Here is a 16,465-nt window from a genome sequence, read left to right on the forward strand (position 1 = left end):
TTCCGCACGGAGAATCTCATGGCCCGCGTCACCGTTGAAGATTGCGTCGATAAAGTCCCGAACCGTTTTGAACTGGTTATGCTGGCCGCTCACCGCGCGCGTGAGATTTCCTCGGGTGCGGCCATTACGGTAAACCGCGACAACGACAAGAACCCTGTTGTCTCGCTGCGTGAGATCGCCGACGAGACCCAGAGCGCTGAAGAGCTGCGCGAACGTCTGATCGAGAGCAATCAGAACCAGATCGAGGTTGATGAGCCGGAAGAAGATGCAATGGCGCTTCTGATGGGGGCCGAGCAGGACAAACCGGAAGAAGACAGCATGTCCGAAGAGATGCTGCTCCGCCAGCTGATGGCGGCACAGGGGCAGGGCTGACACAGTCCTCCGCCTGCCTGAGGAAAACATGGCATGGCAATCACCGTCGAAGTCCCGGACATCACCGCTGACGATCTGATTGCGCTTGTTGCCAAATACAATCCCCGTACCAACGCTGACCTGATCCGCGCGGCCTATGAATATGGTCGCGACATGCATGACGGTCAGTACCGGCATTCCGGCGAGCCCTACTTCACACATCCGGTCGCTGTTGCAGCAATCCTGACAGAACAGCAGCTTGACGATGCGACGATCATAACAGCGCTGCTGCACGATACGATCGAAGACACCAAAGCATCTTATTCCGAGGTCGAAACAAGGTTTGGCAAGGAAGTTGCTGAACTGGTCGACGGTGTCACCAAACTGACGAACCTTCAGCTTAATTCGACTGAAACCAAACAGGCCGAGAATTTCCGCAAACTGTTCATGGCAATGTCCAAGGACCTGCGCGTCATTCTGGTGAAACTGGGTGACCGTCTGCACAATATGCGCACGATCAAAGCGATGCGCCCCGAAAAGCAGGCCCAGAAAGCCCGGGAAACCATGGACATCTTTGCGCCTCTGGCGGGGCGCATGGGGATGCAGTGGATGCGTGAGGAACTCGAGGACCTTGCGTTCCGGGTGCTCAATCCGGAAGGGCGTGCCAGCATCATCCGCCGTTTTATTAACCTGCAGCGCGAAACCGGCGATGTGATCCAGCGGATCACCGGCGACATGCGGCTGGAACTGGACAAGGCGGGCGTTGAGGCCGAGGTGTTCGGCCGGGCGAAAAAGCCGTATTCCATCTGGCGCAAGATGCAGGAAAAGGAACAGACTTTTTCCCGGCTGTCGGACATCTACGGATTTCGTATCATCACCGCGAGTGAGGAAGACTGTTACCGGACACTTGGTGCTATTCACCAGCGCTGGCGTGCGGTGCCCGGACGGTTCAAGGATTATATCAGCCAGCCCAAATCCAACGGGTACCGTTCCATTCACACCACCGTGTCCGGGCGCGACGGCAAGCGGGTTGAGGTGCAGATACGCACCGGCCAGATGCATGACGTGGCCGAAACCGGCGTGGCTGCGCACTGGTCCTATCGTGACGGCGTCCGCAGTCAGAACCCCTTTGCGGTAGATCCGGCAAAGTGGATCACGACCCTGACCGAACAGTTTGATGCCGAAGAAGACCACCAGGATTTCCTGGAAGCGGTCAAGCTGGAAATGTATTCGGACCAGGTCTTCTGTTTCACCCCCAAAGGAGAGGTCGTCAAGCTGCCCCGTGGTGCGACGCCGATTGATTTTGCCTTTGCGATCCACACCCGTATCGGCATGGCCTGCGTCGGTGCAAAGGTCGACCACATGCGGGTGCCGCTCTGGACGCGGCTCAAAAACGGTCAGTCGGTAGACATCATCACGGCAGAAGGTCAGAGCCCTCAGGCAACCTGGCTGGATATTGCAACCACCGGCAAGGCCCGCGCTGCGATCCGAAAGTCGCTGCGCGAGGAAGACCGCGCACGGTTTGTAAAACTCGGACGCGAGCTGGCACGCTCTGCGTTTGAGCATGTAGGGCGCAAGGCGACAGACAAGGCACTCGCCACAGCGGCACGGAACATGCGCCTCAAAAACCGGGATGACCTGCTGGCGCGGCTGGGAAGCGCGGAAATCACCGGCCGCGAAGCGGTACAGGCGGTCTATCCGGACCTGACGCCCAAAAAAGGCGAAAAGGTTGACGCAAGCCGCGCTGTTATCGGCCTTTCACCCGACCAGTCTTTCGACCGTGCCTTCTGTTGTCAGCCGCTTCCGGGGGAACGTATTGTCGGGATCACGTTCAAGGGCCGCGGTGTTGTGGTGCATGCCATCGACTGCGAACGCCTTGGCGCTTACGAAGACCAGCCCGAGCGCTGGCTTGACCTGCGCTGGCACGAGGGCAGCCATCCGGCGGTGTATGGTGCCACGCTTGAGGTTACGCTGAACAACGACACCGGTACTCTGGGGCGTATCTGTACGCTGATCGGAGAGACCCGTGCCAATATTTCTGATCTGCAGTTTGTCGACCGCAAACCTGACTTTTTCCGCCTGCTGATCTATGTGGAGCTTCGGGATGTGGCGCATCTGCACTCGCTGATGCTGACGCTGGAGGCCGAAAGTGATGTCGCCGCTGTGTCGCGGACGCGCAATATGTCGCAGACCCAAACAGAATCACCCGCCTGATGTCGCATCGCGGTCATCTGGTAGTCATATTTACACGATGATCTGTCATGGTCGCCGCGCAATCGCTGAAATGAGGAAGCTTCCGCTTGGTCTTTAAACGCAGAGATCCCAAAAGCTGGCCGCGTGCCCTGCTTGAGTTTCTGTGGCCGCGTGGCGGCTGGGCACGGGCGTTTCACTATGTAAAGCACCGTATGCGGCGCCTGCCGGACAGCCCCGAGCGGATCGCGCGCGGTATCTGGGCCGGTGTATTTGCTTCTTTCACACCATTCTACGGTTTCCACTTCTTTATTGCTGCTGGTCTGGCGACAGTCATGCGCGGCAATGTCATCGCCTCGCTGATGGCCACCTTCTTCGGGAACCCTCTGACCTATGTGCCGATCGGCGTGGCTGCGCTTTCGACCGGGCACTGGCTCCTCGGCGATACGATGGATGAGGCAGTTCCGCGGTCCTTTGGCGGAAAATTTGTCGATGCCGGCGCTGATCTGAAGGACAACTTCAAAGCGATGTTTACCGAGGACACAGCTGACTGGAGCGGGTGGCATGTCTTTTATGACGAAATTTTCTTTCCCTACATGGTGGGCGGTATTCTTCCGGGTATCTTCTTTGCGACCCTGTGTTATTATTTGTCTGTTCCGCTCATAAGGGCGTATCAGAAGCGTCGCAAAGGCGCTATCAAAGCCAAGTTTGACGCGCTTAAAGCCAAAGCCGCAGCAAAAGCGGACGCCAAGCGCAAAGCGGAACATCATTCAGCCGGGGAATAAAAAGGGGGACGTATGTCTTTTGCTGGAAAACTGCGCCTTGGCGTAAACATTGATCACGTGGCGACGGTGCGCAACGCACGCGGCGGCGCCTATCCCGACCCGCTGCGGGCCGCAAGAATTGCAGAAGAAGCGGGGGCGGACGGCATTACCGCCCACCTGCGCGAAGACCGCCGGCACATCTCGGATGCCGACATCGAGGGTCTGATGGACGTGCTGACGGTACCGCTCAACTTTGAAATGGCCGCCACGGATGAAATGCAGCAGATCGCTCTGCGCCATCGTCCGCACGCGGTCTGTATTGTCCCGGAAAAACGCGAGGAACGCACCACCGAGGGTGGACTCGAAGTCGCGCGCGAGGAGAACCGGCTGGCGCACTTTATCGCACCGTTGCGGGACGCCGGGTGCCGGGTCTCTATTTTCATTGCCGCCGACAAGCGTCAGATAGAAGCGGCACACCGGATCGGCGCTCAGGTGATCGAACTGCATACCGGGGCTTATTGTGATGCGCATGCCGAGGGCGATACGAAAACCCGCGACCGCGAGCTCGAGGCGCTGCGCGAAATGTCGTCCTTTGCGCACAGTCTCGGGCTTGAGGTCCATGCCGGCCACGGGCTGACATATGACACAGTTTCACCCGTGGCAGCCTTCCCGGAGGTTATGGAGCTCAACATAGGTCATTTCCTGATCGGCGAGAGCATTTTTCTGGGCCTTGGGCCGGCCATTTCGCAGATGCGAAAACTTATGGACGATGCGCGCAGCTGACCCCTGAAAGCTCCTCCTGACCGCGTATATTTCCCGCATCCCGAGAGCGCCTGGCGGATTTCCGCTTTGTGGCGAGAATGTGGCAACTTTTGCCCAGAAGTTGACACATTTCTCCCCTAGGTTGCGTGAAGGGTTATTTTCTTTAAGGTTTTCACTATGTTCCGTCCTATTCGATTCTGTCTCACGATGTTTCTGTCGCTGGTTGCGACCGCCGCGATCGCCCAGCTTCTTTTTGTCAGTACCGGTCTTTCCGTCAGCCTTGCGCCTGCACCCTTTGCCTGCCTTGTGTTCGCGGCCCTTCTCGAGGGTCAGAGCTTTGCAAAAGGCAATAAAAAAAGGCCTCAGCGCGATGCAATCTGGCTGGCCGCGCTCAGCATGACCGCTATGGCTGTGCTCATTCTCGACGCGATTTACGCATTTTTCCGCATTTTTTCACCGGCCCATGTGGCCGCGCTGGGCCAGATCGAACCGATGAATTTCGCTGTCGCACTGATCGCTCTGGCGATTGTTGCCTGTATTGCTGTACGCTTCAGCTACGAAACAGGATTGAAACTGGTGCTGGATCGCCACACTCCCTAAGGTTGAGAGGTATTTGCCTCATGGAAACGGCGGAAACGCTCATTCCGTTATCTCTTGTGCTGATCGGCTGGATGATTGCCGGCGGCAGTCCCGGGCCCGCGACCCTCGCGATTTCCGGAACATCAATGCAGCAGGGCCGGCTGGCCGGACTGACGATTGCGTTTGGTATCCTCGCAGGGTCTGCCTCCTGGGGGATCGCTGCTGCGATGGGGTTTTCGGCGGTGATGATGGCAAATGTCTGGCTCATTGAGGTGCTGCGCTATCTGGGTGCGGGTTACCTGTTCTGGCTGGCTCTGCGTTCATTGCGGTCAGCCTGGCGCGGCGGTTCGCTGACCAGCCCCGAGGTGCGGCGCGCTCACCTTTTCCGGCGGGGCATGCTTCTGCACCTGACAAATCCCAAGGCCGTGCTGGGATGGGGCGCGATCTACGCGATTGCGCTGCCACCACAGGCCGCTCCGTGGGATGTCTGGAGCCTGTTCGCATCTCTTTTTGCGTGTTCCTGTGTTGTTTTTCTGGGATACGCGCTGGTATTTTCCTGGGGGCCCGTTGCGCGTGGATATGCCCGCGCCCGTCGCATTTTCGATGTCGCGTTCGGTGTTCTTTTCGGACTGGCCGGCCTGAGGATACTGACTGCGCGGTTTGTCTGAACATGCCGTGTTTCGCCTGTTTCGTGATCGCTGTTCTCACTTCTGTCGCTGCACGCTACAAGGGCGCAGACAGGGAAAGGGCAGGGTATGATCCTCGGTATTGGAACAGATCTGGCGAATATCGACCGGATTCAGGGCACACTGAACCGCTTCGGCGACCGCTTCAAAAACCGGGTCTTCACGGAAACGGAGCAGCGCAAGGCTGAGCGCCGCAAGGATGTGGCCGGCACCTATGCGAAACGCTGGGCCGCCAAGGAGGCGTGTTCCAAAGCGCTGGGCACCGGCCTCGCCATGGGGATTTCCTGGAAAGACATGGCAGTGAGCAACCTGCGGACAGGCCAGCCGGTAATGCAGGTGACAGGTTGGGCGGCCGACAGGCTGGCCGAAATGACGCCTGAAGGGCATGAAGCGGTTATCCATGTCACCCTGACGGACGATCACCCATGGGCCCAGGCATTTGTTGTGATCGAGGCGCGGCCCCGCACTGCCTGATACACAGGTGTGACCGGTGATCGCCTTGACTTGCCGGGTCTGCCTGCGCATTACGACCCAAACCAGTCAGGAATCCGCCACATGGCCGCCAAAGAGAAAAAACCGCAGAACGCCTTTGTTGAGACGGTGAAAACCATTGTCTACGCGCTGCTGATTGCAGGTGTGTTCCGGACCCTGTTTTTTCAGCCGTTCTGGATTCCGTCCGGATCGATGAAAGAGACGCTGCTGGTGGGCGATTTTCTCTTTGTGAACAAGATGGCTTACGGATACTCCTACGCCTCCTGCCCCAGCCTCTATATGCCGCGGTTTGGCGTGGATATAGACGCCAGAGACATCTGCGGTTTTCTGGACGGTGACAATTCGCGGATCCTGGGTGGCGACCCGGAGCGCGGTGATGTTGTTGTGTTCCGCCATCCCGTGTCCGGACGCGACTACATCAAGCGCCTGATTGGTCTGCCGGGTGACAAAATACAGTTGCAGGATGGTCTGGTCGTTCTGAACGGAGAAGTGTTGCCACAGGAACCTGCCGGTACCTTTGAAGAGGTCATGGAACCGCAGGGACCGGAAGGCCGGCGCCCGCGCTGTTCGAATGGTCCGGTCGGTGACGGCGGTGCCTGTCTCAAGACCCGCGCCATCGAGACACTCCCCGACGGCTCCCGCTACACGGTGCTGGACATCGGCCCGCAGTCGTCTGACCGGACAGGCATCTACACTGTGCCCGAAGGCCACTATTTCTTTATGGGCGACAACCGTGACAACTCAGCAGACAGCCGGCTTGCACAACAGGTGCAGGGCGTGGGATTTGTGCCTTACGAAAATCTGATTGGTCGCGCGGACCGCATTGTCTTCTCTTCGGGTGGCCGGTCCATGCTGTTCTTCTGGACCTGGCGTGGGGACCGTTTCTTTAAGGCTGTAGAGTGAAACTCTCCGCCGAACTCAGGGCCTTTCAGGACCGGTTGGGCTATGCGTTTACCCGGCCGGAACTCCTGGCGCAGGCGATCACGCATGCTTCCATGTCCTCTGCGACCCGCGACGACAACCAGCGCCTTGAATTTCTGGGGGACAGGGTGCTCGGGCTGGTCATGGCCGAGGCGTTGCTGGCACTTGACCCGGGTGCGACCGAAGGGCAGCTCGCGCCGCGTTTCAATGCGCTTGTGCGAAAAGAGACCTGCGCCGACGTCGCGCGCGATATCGACCTCGGTGCAGTACTGCGTCTGGGGCGGTCTGAGATGTTGTCTGGCGGGCGTCGCAAGCAGGCGCTCCTGGGCGACGGCATAGAGGCAGTGATAGCGGCGGTGTATCTTGATGGCGGCTTTGGTGTGGCCAAGGAGACGATTCTGAGGCTCTGGGGCGCTCGCGTGCACGACGTGGATAAAGATGCACGGGATGCAAAAACTGCTTTGCAGGAGTGGGCACAGGCCCGGGGCCTGCGCCCCCCCCTCTATACTGAAACTGCACGGACCGGGCCGGATCACGCGCCCCGGTTTACAATTTCCGCCAGCCTCGAGAACGGGGCCGAACAGGCCGCTTGTGCCGGATCCAAACGGCAGGCAGAACAGGCCGCCGCTGCGGCGCTACTCGCCGAACTGGAGAAATCAGGATGAGCACGCGGGCAGGTTTTGTTGCACTGATCGGTGAGCCCAACGCGGGAAAGTCTACGCTGCTTAACCGTATGGTTGGTGCCAAGGTATCGATTGTAACCCACAAGGTTCAGACGACCCGGGCACGGATCAGAGGTGTGGCGATGCAGGGCGACAGCCAGATCGTTTTCGTTGACACGCCGGGACTTTTCCAGCCACGGCGCCGGCTGGACCGGGCGATGGTTGCTGCTGCGTGGGGCGGTGCCGCCGATGCCGATATCGTCGTGCTGATGGTCGAGGCGCATCGTGGCGTGACCGAGGGTGTGGAGCGCATCCTTGAAGGGTTGAGCGATATCGGCGAGGGACGCACGGTCGCTCTGGCAATCAACAAGATCGACAGGGTGGCGGCCGAGACACTTCTGGCGCTCAGCCAGGATCTGAACGAGCGGTACAGTTTTGCAGGCACTTTCATGATCTCTGCAGAGCGCGGGCACGGGGTGGATGATCTGCGCCAGTGGCTGGCGACCGAAGTACCCGAAGGCCCGTTTCTTTACCCCGAGGACCAGATTGCCGATCTGCCTGTGCGCATGATTGCGGCCGAGATGACCCGCGAAAAGCTGACACTCCGCCTGCACCAGGAACTGCCGTACCAGCTGACGGTAGAAACCGAAAAGTGGGAAGAGCGCAAAGACGGCTCGGCCCGGATTGACCAGTTGGTCTATGTTGTCCGCGACGGTCACAAGGGGATCGTTCTGGGGCACAAAGGCGAGACGATAAAAGCTGTTTCCAAAGCGGCGCGCGAAGAACTTGAAGAGTTTCTGGGGCGCCGGGTGCATCTTTTTCTGCAGGTCAAGGTGCGGCCCAACTGGCTGGAAGAGGCTGAGCGTTATTCCGAGATGGGACTGGAGTTCAGGGATGGGAATAACTGAGCGCGTTTTGTGCATTGCTGAGGCATTCCGGTAATGGCGCGCCTCACCGCACGGTTCTGGGTTGACGCTTATCTCGCACGCCTGCGTGGCGCGGATATTCCCGCTTTTGTCGTTGCCCACGGTGATGATACGGCAGGAACGGTCCTTGTAAAAATGAACACTCTGGATGGTGAGGGCCGACTGTTTCACAGGACATGGGACCTGCTTGAGGACAGGCAGATCTGGTCGGAACTTGCCACGGGCGCGGAAAGCGATCTGGACGCTGCGATCGAACGGCAGCGCGGTTTTGATCCGGATATCTGGGTCATCGAAGTCGAAGACCGGCAGGGTCGCCATCTGCTGGACCAGCCCGGGCTGAGCTGATGGAATGGCGGGATCAGGGCATTCTGCTGAATACGCGCCGTCACGGCGAAACCTCTGCGATTATCGAGGTTTTTACACCCGACCATGGCCGTCATGCCGGTGTCGTCCGCGGTGGAACCAGCCGGAAAATTGCGCCGCATCTGCAGCCCGGTGCACAGCTGGATCTGTTGTGGCGCGCACGCCTCGAAGATCATATTGGCAGTTTTCAGGTCGAACCGGTGCGCAGCAGGGCCGCTCAGGCGCTGGGCGACCGGCTGGCTCTGGCCGGACTGAACGCGGTTACAGCCCTGCTGGGGTTCTGCCTGCCGGAACGCGAACCGCATGCGGGGCTCTACCGGCAGACAGAACAACTGCTCGATCTGCTGGACCAGCCTGCTTTATGGCCGTTGGCCTATCTGCGATGGGAAGTCCGTCTGTTGCACGAGATGGGCTATGCGCTGGAACTGGAGCGTTGTGCTGTGACCGGAACCCGGGAAGACCTGGCCTATGTCTCGCCGAAATCCGGCCGTGCGGTGTCACGCGGTGCGGCAGGAGAATGGGCGGATCGTTTGCTGCCTCTGCCGGATGTCCTGCGTGGACTGGGGGACGCAGAGGATCAGGAAATCGCTGACAGCTTTGTAACGACCGGGTACTTTCTGACATCCCATCTGGCGCGCGATCTGGGGGACAGACCACTGCCCGAAGCGCGTGCAAGATTTGTCGACGTGTTCAGCCGCCGGATATGAAGATCATGCTGCGGCCTTCCGGCGTCGACAGGACCAGGGTATCGCCCAGAACTTCCGACAGGGTCATCTCGCCCAGGGTTTTAAAAAAGATGGTTTCGGCTTCCAGCGCGGGACATGCCCGGCGGGTCGCTGCAATCGGGCCCGCCCCGAACCAGGGATAAGGCACGGTCATTGCCGCGCTGTAGCTGTTACACGGAGCGGTACCCGCGATTTTGCCGGTTTCCGGGAACGTCAGCGTTGCTTCCGCGGCAAAAGCATCTCCGTCGATTTCTGTCAGTTGCCAGATACGGTCAGATCCGCCGTAAGCCGCGACGGTTTCGTCTTTGCGGCAGGCTGCCGTCGCCAGAAGTACGCAACAGCATGTCAGAATCCCGGTGCGCAGTGTCATTGGAGCGCGACAACCAGATCCGCCAGCGTATCGAACGCATGGGCGGGGCGTGTTTTGCCGCCAATCTGAGGCAGTCCGATCAGAGCCGCAAGGGCGCTTTGCGCGAACTCCGGGTTCGTTATCCCGAGCTGGCGCAGAAGATTGCCAAGATAGGTCAGTCGTTCCGTGTCGACCTGTGACAACGCACGGGCCACAGTTTTGTCTGTCCGGGCCCAGGCGCGCATGGCAGGGTCCTGTTTGTCTGCCAGAACACGCTTGCCGAACCGTCTCAGGCGCTGCTCGGCATTCCCGTCTTCGGCCAGCGCGTCGACGACATCTGCAAACGCCCGGCTCTGCCAGTCTTTGACAACGGCTTTCTGAAAATCCGGGACATCCCTGAAATGCCAGTAAAACGAGCCTTTGGTCGTCCCAAGCTGGCGCGCAAGCGGTTCTGCTGCCAGCGCGTTCGGCCCCTCAGCCACCAGAGCCTTGAGGCCGGCATCTATCCAGGACTGACGGTTCAGGCGGGTGCGTTTCATACCCCAGCCTTAAGAAGCGGCCGTAACTTCTGCAAGCTGATGCGCGGCCATTCGCGCAATACGGGACGTTTCGCCGCAACGCAGCGTAAATTTGATGCGCTGCAGCAACAGCGCAGCACCTGAAAACATGTGTGGGTGGGCGCTCTTTCCGCGTCAGCTCAGGATACGGCGCGCGATAACCTGTGCCTGAATTTCTGCAGCACCCTCAAAGATATTCAGGATACGTGCATCGCACAGAACCCGGCTGATTTTGTATTCAAGCGCAAAGCCGTTACCACCGTGAATCTGCAGACCATTGTCAGCGGCAGCCCAGGCAACGCGCGCGCCCAGCAGCTTTGCCATGCCAGCTTCGACATCGCAGCGGCGCCCCTCGTCTTTTTCAAAGGCCGAGAAGTAGGTCAGCTGGCGCGCGATCATGATTTCGACGGCCATCATGGCCAGCTTGCCCGAAACCCTCGGGAATTCGATCAGTGATTTGCCGAATTGCTTGCGGTCCTGCGCATATTGCATCGCGATGTCGAGCGCGGACTGTGCGACACCGATGGCACGGGCCGCTGTCTGGATCCGCGCCGATTCAAAGGTTTCCATGAGTTGTTTGAAACCCTTACCTTCTTCGCCGCCCAGCAGATTTTCGCCTTTGACAAAAAAGTTGTCGAATGCCAGCTCGTATTCCTTCATGCCGCGATAGCCCAGCACCTCGATCTCTCCGCCGGTCATGCCTTCGGTCGGGAACGGGTTTTCGTCATCGCCGGGCGTCTTTTCGGCAATGAACATCGAAAGACCTTTGTAGTCTGTAGTCTCCGGGTCGGTGCGCGCCAGCAGCGTCATGATCTGAGTGCGCGTAGCGTGGGTAATCCACGTTTTGTTGCCGGTGATCCTGTAGTCGTCGCCATCTTTGACAGCACGGGTGCGCAGGCTGCCAAGGTCCGACCCGGTATTGGGTTCGGTAAACACGGCTGTGGGCAGAGTTTCCGCCGAGGCAAGCCGCGGCAGCCATTTTTCTTTCTGGGCCTCGGTACCGCCGGCAATGATCAGCTCCGCTGCAATCTCGGAACGTGTCCCGAGAGACCCGACACCAATATAACCGCGGGACAGCTCTTCTGAGACAACGCACATTGACGCTTTCGAAAGGCCGAACCCGCCATATTCCTCGGGAATCGTCAGACCGAAGACGCCCATTTCCGCCAGCTCGTCGATGACCTCCATCGGAATGAGTTCATCTTTGAGGTGCCAGTCATGGGCAAAGGGTTCTACTTTCTCGACGGCATAGCGGCGGAACTGTTCGCGGATCATTTCCAGTTCGTCATCCAGGCCAGATGTGCCGACCGTGATGTTTGCCGAATGCTCCTGCATCAGCGCCACCAGACGCGTACGCGCCGCCTGGGTATTGCCGTGCTGGGTCAGGGTCATCACTGAAGGCTCCATCATGGCCCGCATATCCTGCTGGCCAAGACCCAGATCCTGCAGGCGCAGGATTTCACCCTGGTTCATCTGTATGCCGCCATAGATCTGCCAGAGATACTCTCCGAACGCGATCTGGTGTATCAGCTGTTCGGTCTCGCCGAACCGACCGCTCGAATGCAGGTTTTCGGCCCACTTCTGCATCTGATGAAGAGACTGGACATAGGTTGCGAGCCACGCAAGGCCGTGGGCTGCGGTCTGGTGCTCCTCGACAAGCGCGCCGGAAACGCGACCATCGGGCGCAACGAGTGCCTTCACACTGCTGCGGGCGGTTGCGAGGATGCTGTCTGCCGCGGGCAGAGCACCTGCAGTCAGTTTCAGCAGATCAGCAAGCAGCACCTCTGTTTGCGTCGCAGGGTTTTGTCCATCGTGGGCCATCTGAAACATCCTTTTCCGGTCGGAAAGAGGTCTAGGCAGTTTGCAGTTGCAGCGCAACAAAAATACAATGAGATGCGGCAATTTGTATGAAAATTACGCTGCGGTACAGGCGGCGTCGCTGCGTTGCAACAAAGCGCCGTGACCGATTCCTTGCTGCAGACGAAAAAAAACCGATCTACCGGCCATTCTGACGCGGTACATCGGCTTCTCACTCGTAATCAGGAACCAGCTGCAGAGCTGATTCTCCCCTTATCCCTGACGGGCAACAGTCACGCCGGAAACGTCCTCTATGAACGTAACGATCCGGGATTTGATGGTGTCGTCGCGGATCGCGGCGAGCGCTGTCACGATCTCCATGCTGGGATCGCGACCTTTTTCGGCTTCTTCCGAAGCGTCGAGGCCTTCAAAGAAATATGAGGTCGGAACGTCAAGAATTCTCGACAGTTCATACAGCCGGCTGGCGGCGATACGGTTAGAGCCGATTTCATATTTCTGAATTTGCTGGAAGGACAGACTCAGTTCACGCGCCACGTCTGTCTGGGACAGACGACGGATCGTGCGGATCTGTTTCAGTTTTCTTCCGACATGAACATCTACAGGATGGGACATACTTTTTAACACCTCTGGTTGAGACTGACTACTCTCATCGCGGGAAACGGCGACTCGATCAACTGACTACCTTTTAATTTTTTTTGATTAAAAATGTTCAGTCGATGGGTGAAAAATGTTGCATTGGTGGATGATTTATTTACCATTATGATCAATGAACGAAATTATGAAGCCAACCGAGTCTGCCCCGGTCACCAGAAAGGCCGTAGAATCTCATAGCCTTTTGCATGAGATGATCCGGTCGTTTACTACTCTGGCGAGAACTCTGAACCTCAGCCATGCGGTTCGGGAGCTGGGCAGCACGCGTCAGACTGTGCGTCGTCACATCGCTTTGCTCGAGGAAGCCAAGGGCGTTGAGCTCTTTGCGATCGAGGATCGTCAGTACCGTCTGACAGAGGCAGGAGAGCAGGCGCTGCCCGCAGCGCAGGAGATTCTGGCCCGCGGGAACGCATGGCTGAGTGGCGACATGAACCATCTCAGCGGCCTTCTGTCGCTTTCTCACAGTCAGCCAAACGGCTGGAGTTTTCATCAGCACCAGCAGCGAATCGATGTAATCTGGCAGCCGGAAAATATTCTGTTCCGCGAAGCCTTTCGGGCGTGGGGCATGAGCGGCGGCCATATTGAGCACGAAAATATGGCGCACATTCGCCCGTATCTGATGGTCTACAGAGAATCGCCGACGGGCTGGATCTGTGTGGAAATGGGCGAAAAGTCATTTTACTCGATCTGGTTCGGCTGGACGAACGCCCGGAGCAGTATTGGCCGTCCGATCGGTCAGTTTCCGGGAGGGCAGGATTTCGCCCTGATGCTCGATCTGCCTTACAAAGACGTTAAAACAACAGGAGGATGTCGCTTAGATCAGATATTTACACAGGTCCCGCGTATGCCGGGCGGAGACCTTGTGCCGACAGCCTATCACCGACTGTTGCTGGGAGGCGCTTTTCCGGACGGGAGTTTCGCGCTGATTGCGGTGCTGGACCGCTCACGCGAAATCAATATCCCCGGGCTTGGTCCCGAAGTCCTGGATCTGGCACCGCTGGATTCACAGGTGGTGTTTGATTCGTCATGCGTAAAATACGAGCAGGCAATAATAAATTAGGTTAACCTGTGATGGTAATGCCATCAGAGGAGAAGCCCTAATGACCCTGCACACCTTTCAGGACGGAACAAGGTTCCTGGCCAGCAGTTCAAGTCTGCTGAATGAGCACGGTATCGAATTACAGGTCGGTCACGACTTTGACGAGTATCGCGAGATACTTGCAGAGGCGCGGCCAGGCCATACTCTGGGTGCGCCTCTGAACCCGGATCTCCAGCCTATGACTCCTGCAAATTCCTTCTGGATTGCGGGACGGGATGGTAATGGAACAATCATGCACACCCAGGCAATGCGCTGTGTCGACCTGCATGGCGGGTATTTGTCCGATTATCTGCGTCATCGCTTTGTTGATTACCCCCCATCCGGCATGGATCTGGACATGAAACGGTCCCGTTACAGGGCTGGTCCGGGTGCTCAGCGCATCAAAGGACAGGTCTGCTACCACGGAGAATTCTGGATGGGAGGCACGCCGGGGCAGTACCGTGGCACGGGCCTTTCGTACATCCTGGGGCGGTATGCGTTCCTTCTGGGCCTGCAGATGTATGATCCCGACTACATTTTCGGCTTTATGGAACGCACGGTCGTCTTCAAGGGCTTCCCCGCACGACACGGATACATGCATATGGAGCCAAGCGCATTACGCTGGTACATTAAGAATAATGAAAACCCGCTCGAAGGGTATCTTGTTTACGTGGGACGTGACGATATCCGTTTTCTGCTGGACATGCCCCTGTCAGATATTCTTGATATGGCGGCCTGAAACACAAAAGCGCCCGCCGTCAGATGGCTGCGGCGGGCGCCCTTTTTCCGCGGCAGGATATCAGCTGATCGCTGCGGCCCGCACGTCGTCGTCAATGAATGGCAGATACTGCGCGAAGTTATCCGAAAACATCTTTACCAGTTTTGCGGCCTGACGGTCGTAGGCCTCGGGGTTGTCCCATGTCCGGCGCGGATCCAGCAGGATACTGGGCACACCTTTTACGTCGACAGGAACAGAGAAACCAAAATTCGGATCCTTGCGGAATTCGGCGTCCGCGAGCGATCCATCAAGAGCCGCAGTCAGCAGGCCACGCGTGGCTTTGATCGGCATGCGGCTGCCTGTACCATACGCACCGCCGGTCCAGCCGGTATTCACAAGCCAGCAGGTGGCGCCATGCGTCGCAATCTTTTCGCGCAGCAGGTTCCCGTAGACTTCCGGACGACGTGGCATGAAGGGTGCGCCAAAGCAGGTTGAAAAGGTGGGCTCCGGCTCTGTGACGCCACGCTCGGTACCGGCGACCTTGGACGTAAAGCCGGACAGGAAGTGATACATTGCCTGTGCAGGTGTGAGCCGCGATATGGGCGGGAGTACACCAAAGGCATCGCAGGTCAGCATGATGATGTTTTTCGGGTGCCCGCCGCGTGCGACCTCGGATGCATTCGAGATGTAATGCAGGGGGTAGGCGCAGCGCATATTCGCTGTCAGGCTGTCGTCTTCAAAATCAAGTTCTCGGGTGCGTTCATCGTAGATCATATTTTCGATGACGGTACCGAACTTTTCCGTTGTCGCGTAGATCTCCGGCTCAGCCTCGGCGCTGAGGTTGATCGTTTTGGCATAGCATCCACCCTCAAAATTGAAGGTGCCGGTATCCGACCAGCCGTGTTCATCATCTCCGATCAGGGTGCGTGACGGATCCGCCGAAAGCGTTGTTTTGCCCGTACCTGACAGACCAAAGAAAACAGCAGCATCTACCGGGTTTCCATTCGCATGATTTGCCGAGCAGTGCATCGGCATGACACCTTTTTCAGGCAGAAGGTAGTTCAGCAGGGTAAAGACGGATTTCTTGTTTTCGCCTGCATATTCCGTACCGCCGATCAGAATGAGTTTCTTGTCAAAGTTCATCGCGATGACGGTTTCAGACCTGCAGTTGTGTTTTTGCGGATCGGCCTTAAAGCTGGGGCAGTTGATAACGGTGAAATCCGCGGTGAATTCGTCAATGTCCTCAAGATCGGGGCGGCGCAGCATGTGGCGGATAAACAGCCCGTGCCATGCCAGTTCAGTTATCATACGTACGTTAATGGCGTGTTTGGGATCCGCACCACCAACAAGGTCCTGCACAAAATAGTCCCGGCCTTCCATGTGTTTCAGCATGTCCGCATGCAGAGCATCAAAGCCCTCGGGCGACATCGCGGCATTGTTTTCCCACCAGATCGTTTCCGCGACGCTGTCAGTTCTGACCACATGTTTGTCTTTTGGAGACCGGCCCGTAAATTTCCCGGTCGTGACAAGAAATGTTCCGCCCTTACCCAGCCGGCCTTCACCGCGGGCCAGCGCGTTTTCGATCAGGTCCGGTTCCATCAGGTTGTAATAAACGTCTCCAAGGCCCTTTATTCCCTGATCTTCCAGTCTGAAGTCCGGGTTCACGCGCCCATGTGTCATTACGTTTTCTCCTGATGCGCCACCGTCAGCGGCAAGAAACTGAAACCGTGCGAATGATTTATCCACACCCACGCGGCCTCTTAACATGCCGTTTTATGTCCTGAACAGGACGCTTTCAGGGAGTTAGCGCCACCATTGCAAACTTTGTCGGAGGATGACGTCAGCATGGTTTATGTGGGCGCTATCATTTTAA

The 16,465-nt window shown here is 57.9% G+C and carries 19 protein-coding genes; 14 read left to right on the forward strand and 5 right to left on the reverse strand.

Features of this window, described 5'->3' with window-relative positions; genetic code table 11:
• Positions 1-18 precede the first annotated feature (18 nt).
• From rpoZ to recO, 12 genes are all read left to right on the forward strand, one after another.
• A complete protein-coding gene (gene rpoZ, locus Q0792_RS18390) occupies positions 19-372 on the forward strand; it encodes a DNA-directed RNA polymerase subunit omega (RefSeq protein ID WP_169639358.1) in 354 nt (117 codons plus the stop codon).
• A 33-nt stretch (positions 373-405) separates the two neighbouring features.
• Positions 406-2,565, forward strand: coding sequence for a bifunctional (p)ppGpp synthetase/guanosine-3',5'-bis(diphosphate) 3'-pyrophosphohydrolase (locus tag Q0792_RS18395; protein WP_298844289.1), 2,160 nt, complete (start codon positions 406-408; stop codon positions 2,563-2,565).
• Between the two features lie 86 nt (positions 2,566-2,651).
• Complete coding sequence (locus Q0792_RS18400) at positions 2,652-3,326, forward strand: DUF2062 domain-containing protein (protein WP_298844292.1); 675 nt, start codon at positions 2,652-2,654, stop codon at positions 3,324-3,326.
• Positions 3,327-3,338: 12 nt separating this feature from the next.
• Positions 3,339-4,088 (forward strand): pyridoxine 5'-phosphate synthase, encoded by a 750-nt coding sequence (locus Q0792_RS18405; RefSeq protein WP_298844295.1) that lies wholly within the window; start codon positions 3,339-3,341, stop codon positions 4,086-4,088.
• Positions 4,089-4,244: 156 nt separating this feature from the next.
• Positions 4,245-4,667, forward strand: a complete 423-nt coding sequence (locus Q0792_RS18410) for an ABZJ_00895 family protein (RefSeq protein ID WP_298844298.1) — start codon at positions 4,245-4,247, stop codon at positions 4,665-4,667.
• A 20-nt stretch (positions 4,668-4,687) separates the two neighbouring features.
• A complete protein-coding gene (locus Q0792_RS18415; RefSeq protein ID WP_298844301.1) occupies positions 4,688-5,314 on the forward strand; it encodes a LysE family translocator in 627 nt (208 codons plus the stop codon).
• Between the two features lie 87 nt (positions 5,315-5,401).
• The gene (gene acpS, locus Q0792_RS18420) at positions 5,402-5,806 is read left to right on the forward strand and encodes a holo-ACP synthase (RefSeq protein ID WP_298844303.1); all 405 of its coding nucleotides are present in this window, start codon (positions 5,402-5,404) and stop codon (positions 5,804-5,806) included.
• Between the two features lie 81 nt (positions 5,807-5,887).
• Complete coding sequence (lepB, locus tag Q0792_RS18425) at positions 5,888-6,727, forward strand: signal peptidase I (protein WP_298844306.1); 840 nt, start codon at positions 5,888-5,890, stop codon at positions 6,725-6,727.
• Positions 6,724-7,410 (forward strand): ribonuclease III, encoded by a 687-nt coding sequence (rnc, locus tag Q0792_RS18430; RefSeq protein WP_298844309.1) that lies wholly within the window; start codon positions 6,724-6,726, stop codon positions 7,408-7,410. The genes lepB and rnc overlap by 4 nt, the downstream gene beginning before the upstream one ends.
• Positions 7,407-8,315 (forward strand): GTPase Era, encoded by a 909-nt coding sequence (gene era / locus Q0792_RS18435; RefSeq protein ID WP_298844312.1) that lies wholly within the window; start codon positions 7,407-7,409, stop codon positions 8,313-8,315. The genes rnc and era overlap by 4 nt, the downstream gene beginning before the upstream one ends.
• A gap of 33 nt (positions 8,316-8,348) precedes the next feature.
• A complete protein-coding gene (locus tag Q0792_RS18440; RefSeq protein WP_298844314.1) occupies positions 8,349-8,678 on the forward strand; it encodes a DUF1491 family protein in 330 nt (109 codons plus the stop codon).
• A complete protein-coding gene (gene recO, locus Q0792_RS18445; RefSeq protein WP_298844317.1) occupies positions 8,678-9,403 on the forward strand; it encodes a DNA repair protein RecO in 726 nt (241 codons plus the stop codon). Before Q0792_RS18440 ends, recO begins: the two co-directional genes overlap by 1 nt.
• On the opposite strand, the gene Q0792_RS18450 is transcribed toward recO, so the two are convergent.
• The 4 genes from Q0792_RS18450 to Q0792_RS18465 form a co-directional block, all read right to left on the reverse strand.
• On the reverse strand, positions 9,387-9,791 hold the full coding sequence (locus tag Q0792_RS18450) for an META domain-containing protein (RefSeq protein WP_298844319.1): 405 nt from the start codon (positions 9,789-9,791) through the stop codon (positions 9,387-9,389). The two genes, recO and Q0792_RS18450, sit on opposite strands and share 17 nt — an antisense overlap.
• Positions 9,788-10,309 (reverse strand): TetR/AcrR family transcriptional regulator, encoded by a 522-nt coding sequence (locus tag Q0792_RS18455; protein WP_298844322.1) that lies wholly within the window; start codon positions 10,307-10,309, stop codon positions 9,788-9,790. The genes Q0792_RS18450 and Q0792_RS18455 overlap by 4 nt, the downstream gene beginning before the upstream one ends.
• A gap of 153 nt (positions 10,310-10,462) precedes the next feature.
• Positions 10,463-12,148 (reverse strand): acyl-CoA dehydrogenase family protein, encoded by a 1,686-nt coding sequence (locus tag Q0792_RS18460; protein ID WP_298844326.1) that lies wholly within the window; start codon positions 12,146-12,148, stop codon positions 10,463-10,465.
• Positions 12,149-12,397: 249 nt separating this feature from the next.
• Positions 12,398-12,757, reverse strand: a complete 360-nt coding sequence (locus tag Q0792_RS18465) for a helix-turn-helix transcriptional regulator (protein WP_298844329.1) — start codon at positions 12,755-12,757, stop codon at positions 12,398-12,400.
• A 166-nt stretch (positions 12,758-12,923) separates the two neighbouring features.
• On the opposite strand from Q0792_RS18465, the gene Q0792_RS18470 reads away from it, so the two are divergent.
• Positions 12,924-13,856 carry a LysR family transcriptional regulator gene (locus Q0792_RS18470; RefSeq protein WP_298844332.1) on the forward strand — a complete coding sequence of 311 codons (933 nt, stop codon included), beginning with the start codon at positions 12,924-12,926 and terminating at the stop codon, positions 13,854-13,856.
• A 40-nt stretch (positions 13,857-13,896) separates the two neighbouring features.
• Entirely contained in the window at positions 13,897-14,613 is a 717-nt protein-coding gene (locus Q0792_RS18475; protein WP_298844334.1) for a hypothetical protein, read from the forward strand.
• A 60-nt stretch (positions 14,614-14,673) separates the two neighbouring features.
• Here Q0792_RS18475 and Q0792_RS18480 read toward each other — a convergent pair whose 3' ends face one another.
• Positions 14,674-16,272 carry a phosphoenolpyruvate carboxykinase gene (locus Q0792_RS18480; protein WP_298844337.1) on the reverse strand — a complete coding sequence of 533 codons (1,599 nt, stop codon included), beginning with the start codon at positions 16,270-16,272 and terminating at the stop codon, positions 14,674-14,676.
• Positions 16,273-16,465 lie beyond the last annotated feature (193 nt).

Source organism: uncultured Roseobacter sp. (assembly GCF_947495025.1).
In the GTDB taxonomy this organism is placed as follows: domain Bacteria; phylum Pseudomonadota; class Alphaproteobacteria; order Rhodobacterales; family Rhodobacteraceae; genus Roseobacter.